The organism is Pseudomonas sp. TE4620 (assembly GCF_056279045.1).
The window spans coordinates 5,794,009-5,806,857 of the sequence record NZ_JBWBQO010000001.1 but is presented as its reverse complement, the minus strand read 5'-3'; the positions used below and the strand labels follow the sequence as shown (position 1 = coordinate 5,806,857).

The 12,849-nt window shown below is 64.2% G+C and carries 7 protein-coding genes; 3 read left to right on the top strand and 4 right to left on the bottom strand.

Features of this window, described 5'->3' with window-relative positions; all coding sequences use genetic code 11:
• Positions 1-52 precede the first annotated feature (52 nt).
• Positions 53-2,407 (bottom strand): peptidoglycan glycosyltransferase PbpC, encoded by a 2,355-nt coding sequence (gene pbpC / locus ACZ9A3_RS26890; RefSeq protein WP_476253295.1) that lies wholly within the window; start codon positions 2,405-2,407, stop codon positions 53-55.
• Positions 2,408-2,511: 104 nt separating this feature from the next.
• Between pbpC and ACZ9A3_RS26885 the strand changes: the two genes are divergently transcribed.
• Positions 2,512-2,805 (top strand): hypothetical protein, encoded by a 294-nt coding sequence (locus ACZ9A3_RS26885; RefSeq protein ID WP_038997361.1) that lies wholly within the window; start codon positions 2,512-2,514, stop codon positions 2,803-2,805.
• Between the two features lie 50 nt (positions 2,806-2,855).
• Here the strand turns inward: ACZ9A3_RS26885 and ACZ9A3_RS26880 are convergent, their stop codons facing one another.
• Entirely contained in the window at positions 2,856-7,805 is a 4,950-nt protein-coding gene (locus ACZ9A3_RS26880) for an alpha-2-macroglobulin family protein (protein WP_045197023.1), read from the bottom strand.
• A gap of 147 nt (positions 7,806-7,952) precedes the next feature.
• Here ACZ9A3_RS26880 and ACZ9A3_RS26875 point away from each other — a divergent pair, with 147 nt between their 5' ends.
• Both ACZ9A3_RS26875 and ACZ9A3_RS26870 read left to right on the top strand, forming a co-directional pair.
• Positions 7,953-9,293, top strand: a complete 1,341-nt coding sequence (locus ACZ9A3_RS26875) for an MATE family efflux transporter (protein WP_258596229.1) — start codon at positions 7,953-7,955, stop codon at positions 9,291-9,293.
• A gap of 397 nt (positions 9,294-9,690) precedes the next feature.
• The gene (locus ACZ9A3_RS26870; RefSeq protein WP_476253294.1) at positions 9,691-10,173 is read left to right on the top strand and encodes a hypothetical protein; all 483 of its coding nucleotides are present in this window, start codon (positions 9,691-9,693) and stop codon (positions 10,171-10,173) included.
• 97 nt (positions 10,174-10,270) lie between these two features.
• Here the strand turns inward: ACZ9A3_RS26870 and speA are convergent, their stop codons facing one another.
• Both speA and ACZ9A3_RS26860 read right to left on the bottom strand, forming a co-directional pair.
• Positions 10,271-12,184, bottom strand: a complete 1,914-nt coding sequence (gene speA, locus ACZ9A3_RS26865) for an arginine decarboxylase (protein ID WP_045197019.1) — start codon at positions 12,182-12,184, stop codon at positions 10,271-10,273.
• A 153-nt stretch (positions 12,185-12,337) separates the two neighbouring features.
• Positions 12,338-12,709: a translation initiation factor Sui1 gene (locus ACZ9A3_RS26860; RefSeq protein WP_010221702.1), complete on the bottom strand. Its 372-nt coding sequence runs from the start codon at positions 12,707-12,709 to the stop codon at positions 12,338-12,340.
• Positions 12,710-12,849 lie beyond the last annotated feature (140 nt).

Here is a 12,849-nt window from a genome sequence, read left to right as displayed (position 1 = left end):
CCTCGTCAATCCAAGCGTAGGTGCTGGCCCTGTCATCGTCTAATAGAGAGCGTCAGTCATTGACCTGGAATTCGACCCGGGCGGTTTCGCCGCTTTCATCCAGGGCGCTCAGCTCGAAGCGCCCGGCCTGCTCGAAGCTTGCCGTGAGGTTCTCCTGACCGCTGGTTTCGCCCAGCGGCGCACCGTTGAGGAACCACCAGTGGCGTCCGTTACCGCCAAGGGCCGAGACCTTGAAACGCAATGGTTCGCTGCTGGTGGCCGGGCGGCGTAGCTGATCGCCCTGGCGCACACCGACAATCGACAGCGGCGGCGCACTGGCCGGCACCTGCGGCGGGCATTGCGGGTCGACCTTGGGCAAGCGCGCCTCGCGGCGTTCCACCCTTGGCAGCCACGGTTCAAGTGGCGACGGCCAGAGGGCGATTTCCCGGGCCTGGGCGCCGGCGCAGGTAGCGTCGACACGCGAGCCCTGATCGTTGACCCAGACCGTCTCGCGCAAGCCGACACTCAAGGGCTGGTCCTGGGCCAGCAGGGTTGGCGGCGTGGTACCGTCCAGGGTCCAGGCAAAACGCTGGCGCCGGCAATTGGGGTCCTGGCGGGCCATGGGTTGGCCGAGCGGCCAGCAGATCGCCGCAACCCCGACGTTGGCCGGCACCGCCGCCACGGGTGTGGCAATCCCGCGCTGGCTGTCGCGGTTGCTCAGCACATCATGCACCTGCAGCATCAACGGCGCCGCCGAGGCCAGGCCGAACTGGCCGGGCACCGGCGTGCCATCCGGGCGGCCGATCCAGATCCCGATCAGGTAACGCGGGCCGACGCCAATCGACCAGGCATCGCGAAAGCCATAGCTGGTGCCGGTCTTCCACGCCAGTTGCGGGCGCTGCACTAGCTCTGCGTGAGGGTCGCGGTCCGGGCGCGCCTGGCCGCTGAGAATCCGCCGGATAATCCAGGCACTGCCGGGCGACAGCAGGCGTCGCTCAAGCAGCGGGTCATTGGGTTGCAAGCGGATCGGCGCACTCAGGCCATCGCGGGCAAACGCGGCGTAGCCGCCCACCAGGTCTTCCAGCCGGCTACCGGCGCCGCCGAGAATCAGCGACAGGTTAGGCTCGGCCAGCGGCGGCAAGATCAACGGCACGCCGCCACTGCGCATCTGCGCGGCAAAGCGTTTCGGCCCGTAGGCTTCGAGCAGTTGCACCGCCGGCAGGTTCAACGACAGGGCCAGGGCGGAACTGGCCGCCACCGGCCCGCTAAAACCCATGGAGAAATTGCCCGGGCGATAGTCGCCGTAGCGGCGCGGCACGTCCTGCAGCAAGGACTCGGAATGGATCAGGCCATCGTCCATGGCCATGCCATAGAGGAACGGCTTGAGGGTCGAGCCGGGGGAACGCAGGGCGCTGATCATGTCGACGTGGCCAAAACGGCGCTCGTCATTCAGGTCCACCGACCCCAGGTAGGCGCGCACCGCCATGTTCTGCGCCTCGACCACCAGAATCGCCGCCGAGGTCCGCTCGGGCAGGCGCGCACGCCAGCCCAGCAGCAGGTCTTCCAGGCGCCGTTGCAACGAGGCATCGAGGGTGGTGCGAATCAACGGCGGGCTGTGCGGGCGGTTCAGTCGTCGCGCCAATAATGGCGCCAGCGCCGGCTCCTGACGTGGTGCCAGCAACAGCGGTTCCTCTTCTGCTTCGGCGACCCGTTGCTGCGGCCACACCTGGTACTCGGCCAGGCGCTGCAAGACCTTGTCCCGCGCCGCCTGGGCGCGCTCCGGGTGCCGATCCGGGCGCAGGCGGCTGGGCGCCTGGGGCAACACCGCGAGCAAGGCCGCCTCTGAAGGCGTCAGGTGCATCGGCGACTTGCCAAGATAGGCCCAGCTGGCCGCGGCGACACCCTGCAAGGTGCCGCCGAACGGCGCACGGTTGAGGTAGATCTCGAGGATCTGCGCCTTCGACAGGTGCCATTCCAGTTGCGCGGTACGCCACAGCTGGCGCAGCTTGCCAGGCAGCGTGCGCGAGTGTGGGTCGAGCAGGCGCGCGACCTGCATCGACAGGGTGCTACCACCAGACAGCACCCGGCCACCGCGCAGGTTCTGCCAGGCCGCGCGGCCCAGGGCCAGCGGGTTGACACCGGGGTGATGGTAGAACCAGCGGTCCTCGTAGGTCAGCAACGCCTCCAGGTAATAAGGCGAAACCTGCTCGGCAGTGACCGGGTAGCGCCACACCCCGTCGGCATCGGCAAAGCGCCACAGCGGCGTGCCGTCTTCGGCCAGGACTACCCGGGCGAGGTCATCGGCCGGCATCGGCAACGGCCAGATGCGGTCGGCAAGCCATAGCAAGGCAATCAGCAGCAAGGGGATGGCGAGCAGCAAACCCAGGGGTTTGCCGATGACGCCACGCAGGCGAGCTAAGATGTGCATCAGGCCCTCCTGGCGTAGCAGCTACGCAGGGAACCGACCCGGCCCTGGCATGGCCAAAGGCTTGGCAACGGCGCATTCGCCGAATTGATCATCAGGAAGCAACTATGCATGTAGAAGGTTTTTTCGAGTGGCTCGGCCAGGCGCTGGGGGCGGTGATCCGGTTTATCGTCGACGGCCTGAGCGGGTTGTTCAACCTGCTGGCCAACGCCGGTGGCAATTTCATCGAGGGCCTGTCACGCACCCTGGGCATGGACACTTCGCTGGTCAGCATCCTCGCCCTGATCATCGGCCTGATGTTGCTGTACTCGGCGATCCGCGCCTTCATGCGCGCCTCGATCATACTCGGCATCATCTGGCTGGTGCTGGGTTTGTGGGTGCTGAGCTGGATCATTCACTGACTAAATAGAAGGTGTGGGAGCGGATGAGCCCGCTCCCACAACGCCCTGTGTCAGCGGCCTTTAACCACCAACTCGGCAGGCGATTCGCCCACCGCGTTGTAGTTCGGCCGGTACATCGACTCGACCTGCGGCGGCGGTACCTTGTAGGTCCCCGGGGTTACCGCGCGGGCCAGGTACAGCAGGTGGGTGGTGGAGTACTGGTCGATACTCAGCGCCGCCACGTAGCGGTCATCACGAAACTCCTGATGCACGACCGCGGCGTTCTGCATCGACTCGCGCCATTGCTTCACTGCACTGCTGGCGTTCTCAAGGCTTGCCGCGCTTTGCGCCAGGTTCTGGTTTTCCAGCTCCAGGCCCGCCGGTAGCAGGTCGACCACCAGGGCATCCGGCACCTGGGTATTGGCCGTCACCGCCAGGTGCACCAGCACCAGGTCACCGCTCTTGAGCGCCTTGATGTCCAGGGCCTGGCCATTCATGCCGAGGAACTCGCGGCGGATGGTCATGCCGCTGCCGCGGGCAACCGGGGCCTGGCGCGGATAACCGGACAGGGTCAGTTGCTGGAACAGCGTCTCGCTGCCTTCGTTCTGGATGGTCAGCGGCGAGGCCAGCAGCGGGCCTTCGAGTTTCATCCCCGATTGCTCGTTGTTGAATTCGCGCACTTCACCGGCGCTGTCCAGGCGTGCCGACCAGTTGCCTTCAGGCTTGCGCAGCAGGCCACGACCGGCAAGGTACAGCGCGTTGCGCTCCTGGGTCGACAGCCAGCGGTTACCCGCCATCTGGTCGGAGAGCTCGAACAGCCGTGCATCGAGCTTGTCGCTGGCCAGGTTGTTCTCGGTCAGCAACGACAGGATCAGCGCCTGGTCACGCACCGGGCTGCCGTAGTCGGCCAGCCAGCTGTTCTCGCTACGGGTGACCGCCAGGCCAGCCTGCAGCGCCTGTTGCGCACGCGGCTTGTCGCCCATCTTGTCGAGGGCGATGGCCAGTTGCACCAGCGGCAAGCCGGAACGCGCATCGCTGCGCCGCTCGAACAGGCTGCGCAGGGCGCCCAGCGGCGCTTGCTGGGTACGCGCCAGCACCAGGGCAGCATAGGACTGCACGGCAAAGCGGCTGTGCTCGGCGTTCTGGCTGTAGCTGATCTCGATCAGGTTGCGCTCCTGCAGGTAGCGCAGCAGGCGCTCGCTGGCTTTTTTCAGGGCCTCGGGCGGCACGGCATAACCTTGCTCGCGCGCACGCAGGAGGAAGTCGGTGACATAGGCGGTCAGCCAGTACTCTTCCTCGTCGTCAGCGCTCCACAGGCCAAAGCTGCCGTTGTAGCGCTGCATGCCCAGCAGGTGCTCGATGCCCATCTCGATCTTGCGCTTGCGCACGTCCGCCGGCTCACCCTTGATGCCCAGGCGCTTGAGCGTCGCGGCATCGGCGTACAGCGACGGGTACAGGCCACTGGTGGTCTGTTCCAGGCAGCCGTACGGGTAGGCTTCGAGGGCGCGGATCTGCTCGGCCAGGTTCAGCGGCGGACGGCTCGACAGCGCCAGTGAGGCCTCAAGACCCACCGGCTCGAACAGCGCCAGGTCAGCTTCCGGCAGGGTCCAGGGCTGGTCTTTGAGAGCGACGCGATAGTGCTGCAGCATTGCCGGGTAGGCCGGGCGAATGCCCAGGGTCCAGTCGCGGCTGAAGGCCGTGGCCGACTCGCCTGGCAGTTGCAGCCCTTGCACCTCGACCTTGACCTTGCCCTGGCCCAGGCCACCGCTGGCCTGCACCGGCACCAGCAGGGTGACGCGCTTGCCTTCGGTGAGGCTCAGGGTTTGTTCGGCGGCGCCGAGCAGATTCAGCTGGCCTTCGGTGCTCAGGCGCACGGTCAGGTTCTGTGCCTTGCCCGACAGGTTGGAGAGGTCCAGGGCCAGAGTCGTGCGGTCGCCGCCGGCGAGGAAGCGCGGCGCCGAAAGCTCGGCAATCAACGGCGCGGCAACCACGGTCTTGCCTTCGGCCATGCCGTAGCGCTCGTCGGTCCAGGCCTGGGCCATCAGCCGCAGCTCACCGTTGAAGTCAGGGATATCGACCGTCGCTTCACCTTCACCCTTGTCATTGAGGGTTACCGGGGCGCTTTGCTTGGCAACGATGGTCACCGTGGTGTTCGGGCGCTTGCCGCCCTTGGCCATGGCCGCATCACCACCGAAGGCCAGGCTGGCCAGACGGCCCTGCCCGGCTTCGATCAACTGGCCATAGATATCCAGTTGGTCAGCACCATAGGCCTTGCGGCCAAACATGCCGGTAAACGGGTCGGGGGTTTCGAACTCGGTGATGTTGAGGATGCCCACGTCCACTGCTGCCAGCAGTACATGCACCTGTTTGGGCACGCTGCCGTCGGCGTTGCGCGCTTGCACCTTGACGGTCAGCGGCTGCTTGGGACGCATTTTTTCCGGGGCATTGAGGGTTACCGCCAGCTTGCGCTCGTGGCGATCCAGCGGCAGGTGCAGCACACCCACGGCACGTTTCGGCGTGGCATTGACCTTGCGCTCGCCCGGGCGAATCACCAGGGCGCTGACATACAGGTCATGGCGCGCCCACTTCGGATCGAGCTTGACGGCAAAGCTCTTGCCTTCGGCCGGTACATCGATTTCTTCCCACCACAGCGGGCCTTCGCTGGACTCGACCATCAAGTAGCCGGTGCCTGCGGCAGGCGGAGTGACGGTGATATTGGCGGTAGCGCCATCGGCATACGACGGTTTGTCCAGGGCCAGTTTGACCTGGTCCGGACGTACGGCGCCGCCGTCGGCGTTGTCCTGGGCACGGTAGCCGGCCCAGAAACGCCCGCTCGACACCAGGCCGGTCTGCGGGTCTTCGACCTCGACGCGGTACGGGCCCCAATCAACCAGGAAGTTGACCCGGGCGGTGGAGCCGGCCTTGACGTTGACCGTCTCTTCGCTCTGGATGAGGAATTTCTCGTTGTAGTTGTAGCTCCAGCCGTCGCTCTGCGAGTAGTTCCAGTAGTAGTCGCGACGCTCGCGGACCAGGCGCACCTTGAGGTTGTTGACCGCCAGCTTGTTGCCTTGCGGATCGGCCACCAGCACTTCGAACTCCACCGGGCCTTCGCCATCGGTTTCTTCACCCTCGAACAGACCGCGCAAGCCAGGCAGGCGCCCGGCCGGCCAGATCGGTTGCTCAAGGCGGCGGGTGATCGGCCGGCCACCGGACTCCTGCAGGCTGGCCTGCACGGTCAGTTGCAGCGGCGAACGGGCTTCGGACCATTTGCTTTCGATGTTCAGGGTGGTCTTGCCGTTGCTGTCCAGGGTGACTTCGTCCAGCTCCAGGTCCTGGCTCAGTTCCTCTTCAGTGATCGAACCGAACTGATAGCCCGGCAGTGCCGGCACCGCTTCACGCAGCGGGCGCACATAGGCCTGGCCGCTCAGGCGATTGCCCGAAGCCGGGGCGCCGTACAGGTAGCGACCGTTGACCTTGATCTGCGCAGTCTGGTCCGGGCTCAGCGGCTTGTCGCTGCCCTTGAGTTCCAGGGCCAGACGCTCGGGCAGGAAATCTTCGACAAGGAACTCGAACACCTGCTTCTTGCCGCCGCCGAGGTCGAACAGCAACTGCCAGCGCCCGGTCGGCGCTTCATCGGCCAGTTGCAGCTGATACTGATAGAAGCCATTGGCATCGGCTTCCCAGACGAACTTGCGGCTGATCTGCTCATCCGGACGGCGCACTTCCACGGTCACCGGTTGCGGCTTGAGCGGGCGGCCATCCTGGTCACGCAACAGGCCGTTGAGCAGCACGGTTTCACCCGGGCGATAAAGGTCGCGCGGGCCGAACACGAAGAACTGCAGCGGGTTGGCCTGGGGGCCGGTGATGTCGAATTCGGCCAGGTCCAGGGCAGCGCTATTGAGGCGCAGCATGGTGGTGTGCACGCCCTGATGGGCCAGCAGGGTTTCGGCTTTCGGTGGCGTCGGCAACTGGGCATGGCCGTCGCTGTCGGTCTTGGCCTGGGCCAGCACGCGGCCTTCGCCGTCGAGCAGTTCCAGCTCGACACCGCTCAGCGCCTTGCCACCTTCCAGGCCTTGGGTGAAGACATCCAGGCGGTTCTGGTAACGGTGCGCCGAGACGCCGATGTCACTGAGGGTGAACAGCGTCGCCGGTTGCGTGTAGTCGTAGGTTCCGGAGGCGCGCATTACCGCCAGGTACACGCCTGGCTCTTGCAGCGGCTTGATGCCGGCAATCGGCAACAGCACGGTTTCGCGGGTGTTCTTCGCCGGGTTGAGGTCGAAGCGGCCGCTGTAAACCAGCTCGGTCATGTCCAGGATTTCTTTGGACGTGTAGTAGTACAGGCTGCTGTTGCGGCCCCAGGTGGCGAGGAACGGCGACAGTTTGTCCGACTTGATGCGGAAGAACTCGACATCGACCTTGTTGACGTTCAAGGCGATCACCGGCAGGCCTTCGGCCAGTCGCGTCGGCAGCAGCGAGCCACGGCTGGCGAAGCCGATGGTCGATTGCATGTCGCGGGTTTCCAGGCGGCTGATCGACTCGGCGGGCAGGCGCTTGCCATTGACCGCGAGCAGCCCGGCGTCGATGGTCAGCACCAGCTTGCGCTGGGGCTCCAGGTGGCGCAGGCGCAGCTCCATCTTGTTGGCAGAAAGCTCCCAGGCGCCGTCGACCTTGCCTTTGACGGTATCGACCAGGTGCACCTTGTCAGCGAAGTTCTGCTGGTCATCCAGCGGCACCGAGAAGGTCAGGGCCAGGGCGCTGGCGCCATCGACCTGCACTTCCGAGACATCCACCACGCTCAGCTCGCGACCGGCATAACGCTTGGCCAGGGTCGCGGCATCGTCCTTGGCCGCAGCGGGCTTGGTCGCGTCTGCGGGTGCAGCGGGAGCGGCCGGGGCCGGGGCTGCGGGTTGGTCCTGGGTCTGCGCAGGCGGGGCCGCGGGGGCCGGTTTGTCCGGGGCAGACGAATCGCAGGCACTGAGCAAAGCCAGCGCGCAGGCCAGCAACAATCCTTTGTTGAGCATGGGAGTAGTAACTCTCGGGCAGCGGAATCTTAGGGGTGCACTATATATCAACCGCGCCGCAACAGTGATGCGGCGAGCGGATGTGAGACCGCCTTCGCACGATTTGGTGCCCGCAGCGGCTACAATGCCGGCTTGCCAGGAGCTTTCATGTCCCGTTTGCTGACCGACTGGCGCGACCGCCCGACCCATATCAAGGTCTGGGCGCTGGCCGCGCCGATGATACTTTCGAACATTTCCGTACCGCTGGTGGCCCTGGTCGACAGCGCCGTGATTGGCCACCTGCCCCATGCTCATCAGCTCGGTGCGGTGGCGGTGGGCGCCAGCCTGTACACCTTCCTGGCCTGGGTGATGGGCTTTCTGCGCATGGGCTCGACCGGTTTCGCCGCCCAGGCGGCGGGTCGTGCCGACGGCGCAGCACTGCGCCAGGTGTTGCTCCAGGGCCTGTTGCTGGCGCTGTTTTTCGCCCTGCTGCTGGGTGTTCTGGCCCTGCCGTTCAGCCACCTGGCGCTGCAACTTATGCAGCCCTCGGCAGCGCTGGAGCAGTCGACCCACGACTTCTTCCAGACCCGCCTGCTTGGCCTGCCGGCGGCGCTGGCCAGCTTCGCCCTGGTCGGCTGGTTCCTCGGCACCCAGAACGCCAGGGCGCCGCTGGCGATCCTGCTGACCACCAACCTGCTCAACATCGCCCTCAACCTGTGGTTCGTGCTCGGCCTGGACTGGGGCGTGATCGGTTCGGCGCGGGCCTCGGTGATTGCCGAATGGAGCGCCGCCCTGCTCGGCTTGGCCCTGACCCGCCCGGCCCTGCGCGCTTACCCCGGGCAGATCGCCTGGGCACTGCTGGCACGCTGGCAGAGCTGGCGGCCGCTGCTGAGCGTCAACCGCGACATCTTCATCCGCAGCCTGGCGCTGCAAGCGGTGTTCTTCCTGATTACCGTGCAAGGCGCACGCCTGGGTGAAGCGACCGTGGCAGCCAACGCCTTGCTGCTCAATGGCCTGCTGCTCACCGCCTACGCCCTTGATGGCCTGGCCCATGCGGTCGAAGCGCTGTGCGGGCACGCCATCGGCGCTGGCGATCGCCAGGCGCTGCGCCGCTCGCTGACCGTCGCCTGCGGCTGGTCGCTGCTGGCCAGCAGCGGCTTTGCCGTGTTGTTTTTGCTCGGTGGGCATCTGTTCATCAACATGCAGACCGACATCGCCAACGTGCGCGAAACCGCCTACCAGTACTTGCCGTACCTGGCCTTGCTGCCGTTGATCGCGGTGTGGAGCTATCTGCTCGATGGCTTGTTCATCGGCGCCACGCGGGCGCGGGAAATGCGCAACGGCATGCTGCTCAGCGTGCTCATCGCCCTGCCGGTTGCCTATCTGGCTCGCGATCTGGGCAACCACGGCCTGTGGCTGGGCTTTCTGCTGTTCATGGCCTTGCGCGGGGTAACGCTGGGGGTGATGGGCTGGCGGTTGCAGCGGCGGGATGGGTGGTTTGTGCGCTAAATGATGGCGCGGATTTACATCAGCGCCCTCAGTGGCGTGCGAAGAAATGTCACAACTTGGGTTTGACCGGCAAAAGTCCAATTCCTGACACTGGGTGACCCATGGAGGGGCAATCAGTTGTATCAGTCTAACTTTTGCAGGAAGCTCTTTATGTATCCTCCTCCGGCACCTGGTGGCGCGTCCATATATTCAAATATGCAAACGGCCAGCCTCGAGCGAAATTTCTTCAAGAATGGTGGCACTGGTTTTCTTTTTTCCTGGTTCTATTCGAAGGTACGGCGCATGTGGAACTGCGGCAGGGATCTCACCTAACGTCTTGTTGAGAGCTGCCGGTTGGGCGCAAAGCCGAGCGGGCACCAGTGATTCAGGCTTTGGAAAGTGGTAGGAGACGTCCCGTTTGGCGACGACCCTCAAGATCAGGAATGGATCAAGGCCGGCATCGAATATGCGAAATCTTTCGGCTACTAAATGGCTGGTGGGCATTCTCACTGTTATCGCGGTACTGCAATTCGCCTGGATATTCATGAGCGGTGCGCCTCAGCCACATCTGAGTGCGGTGGTGAATACCCTACCCGTTGGAACACACAGTGCGGTCTATGAAGTACTAAGTGATAGCGGCGGCGCCACCGTTGGCCACACCTACCTTTATTACGTTGCAGAACGACAACCCGACGACAAAGCAGTGCTCAACAACCTGCAAGATCAGACGCCGTTTCTCGTCTCCCGCCAATCGGGGGCGATTGTCGCTGTAGACGGGCGGCGGATCAGGGCACGGACACAATCGACGGTGTACCGATTCTCCAGCATCGCCATTCTCAGGGAGAACGATCAGGCTATTCCGTTGATCATCGAGCTGACAGCCACAAGTCCTGAGGACTAAAGATGTGAGGCATGAGCTGGCTGGAAGTAGTTGAAAGCATCGCGGGTCAAGTCGGGTCGACGCGCAGCCAGCGACTGCACGCGACCCGCACCACTGATCAGCTCGACAGGTACGACGAACGGGTCAGGCCCAGACGCAGGGCGTCGAGGAACTGGGTCTTCTCACGGGCGGTGATCTTGGCGCTGGCGCACTTGTCGCGGTAGTGAGTCATCAACTCCTCCGGCGACAGGTGCACGTAGCGCAGCATGTCTTCGATGGTGTCATGGGTCTCGATACCGGCGTGGTACACGCTGCCGTTCGGGTTCTGGTAGATGTTCACCGAGTCGGTATCACCGAACAGGTTGTGCATGTCACCGAGGATTTCCTGGTAGGCACCGACCAGGAAGATACCCAGCAGGTAGTCTTCACCTTCGTTGATCGCGTGCACCGGCAGGCTGGTCTCGATGCTCTGCTCGTCGACGTACTGGTTGATCTTGCCGTCCGAGTCGCAGGTCAGGTCTTGCAGCACGGCGCGGCGCAGCGGCTCTTCGTCGAGGCGATGCAGCGGCAGGATCGGCAGGACCTGGCCAATGGCCCAGGTGTCCGGCAGGCTCTGGAACACCGAGAAGTTGCAGATGTACTTGTCGGCCAGCTTGTCGTTGAGTTCGTCGAGCACCTGGCGGTGCGAGCGTTGGCGGGCCTTGAGCGAGTTGTGCAGGCGCCGGCACACGGCAAAGTAGCACTGCTCGGCCAGGGCTTTCTCGGCCAGGGTGATCTTGCCGTCGGCATACTGGGCGGCCACATCGCTCATGTAGTGAGTGGCGCGCCAGTAGGTTTCGGTGACCATCTCGATATCGGTCGGGCCGAGCAGGTCGGCCAGCCACTGCACGGTCTCGGGCAGGCTTTCCTTGTTCTCGATCAGCGGCACTTCGTCGTTGTGCTTCTCGACGTCGGTCACCTGCACCACCAGCACGGCGTGGTGCGCGGTCAGCGAGCGGCCGCTCTCCGAGAAGATATGCGGATGCGGCAAGCCCTGGGCATCGCAGAACTCCTTGAGCATGCCGACCACGACACCGGCGTAGTCATCCATGTCGTAGTTGATCGAACTGGCGTTGCGCGAGTGGGTGCCGTCGTAGTCCACACCCAGGCCGCCGCCGACGTCGATGTGATCGACCGGCAGGCCCAGCGCGCGCAGCTCGCCGTAGTAACGGATGGCTTCCTTGAAACCGTGCTGGTAGTCGGCCAGGTTGGCGATCTGCGAGCCCATGTGAAAGTGCAGCAGGCGGATGCCCTGGTCCAGGCCGGCATCGCGAAAACGCTGCACCACCGAGATCAGTTGCGCCGCCGACAGGCCGAACTTGGACTTCTCGCCACCGGTATCGGCCCACTTGCTCGAGGCCAGCGACGACAGGCGAACGCGCAGGCCAACTTGCGGCTTGACCTTGAGCTCGGCGGCTTCTTCGATCACCAGGGCCACTTCCGACTCTTTCTCGATGACGATAAAGACGTTGTGGCCGAGTTTCTGGCCCATCAGTGCCAGGCGGATGAACTCGCGGTCCTTGTAACCGTTGCAGACGATGGTGCCGCCTTTCGGTGCCAGCGCCAGCACGGCCAGCAGCTCAGGCTTGGAGCCGGCTTCAAGGCCAATGGAAACGTTTTGGGTGGCGATGATGTTTTCCACCACCGCTTCTTGCTGGTTGACCTTGATCGGGTACAGCGCGGTGTACTGGCTCTGGTATTCCAGGCGCGCGATGTTGGCGTCAAAAGCGCCAGTCAGCTGGCGCACGCGGTCCTGGAGAATGTCCGGGAAACGTACCAGCAGCGGCAGCGACAGGCCGCTCTTGCGCAGTTCGTCGACCTGTTCGAACAGGTCGATCGGCGCGCTGCCAGGCCCGTTCGGGCGGACTTCGACGCGCCCGGCCTCGTTGATTGCGAAGTAGCCGGCCCCCCAATGGCGAATGCCGTAAACACTGCGGCTGTCCGCAACTGTCCATTGGCTGCCATCGTCTTTGCGTGTGCGTCGTACGGACATTGAAGTCCCCTATATAGAAAGTCGAAAAACACCGGCCTGCATGGGGCGGGCGCAGTGTAAAACCTGAAAGTGACGATTATCCGTGTTCAGGGATAGACCCTTCCTACGGGAACGAGTTTAGAAAGCGAATTGCAAAAAATCGCGATGCAGTCTTCAGCCGCCGGACTTTTTCGCTTTGAAGCCCTGTTTGATCAGTTCGGCCAGCAGCAGCTCGACATGATCGCCCTGGATTTCGATGACCCCGTCTTTCAACGCGCCGCCGGTTCCGCAGCGGCGCTTGAGCGTGCTGGCCAGATCCTTGAGCTGTTCCAGGGGCAGCGGCACGCCGCTGATGGTCGTCACCGTCTTGCCGCCACGGCCCTTGCTTTCGCGACGCACGCGAGCAATGCCATCGCCTTCGGGGATGAGCGTCTGTTTGCAGATGCAGGCATCTATGGGTTTGCTGCAGTCCGGGCAATGCCGGCCTGCATCAGTGGAGAACACCAGGCCACCGAGGGCGGCGAATGATGCGGCTTTCTTGGCCACTTTTGATCCTCTACGGTGAGGATAAAAACTGGTCGACGCCCCTGGCGGGGTACCGACCGCGAAGCCCCACTCTGGCAGGGGCAGCGCAACTGCCGCATGAAGCGTGCGGCAGCCTTTAAAGGCCGCGCAGTGTAACGATA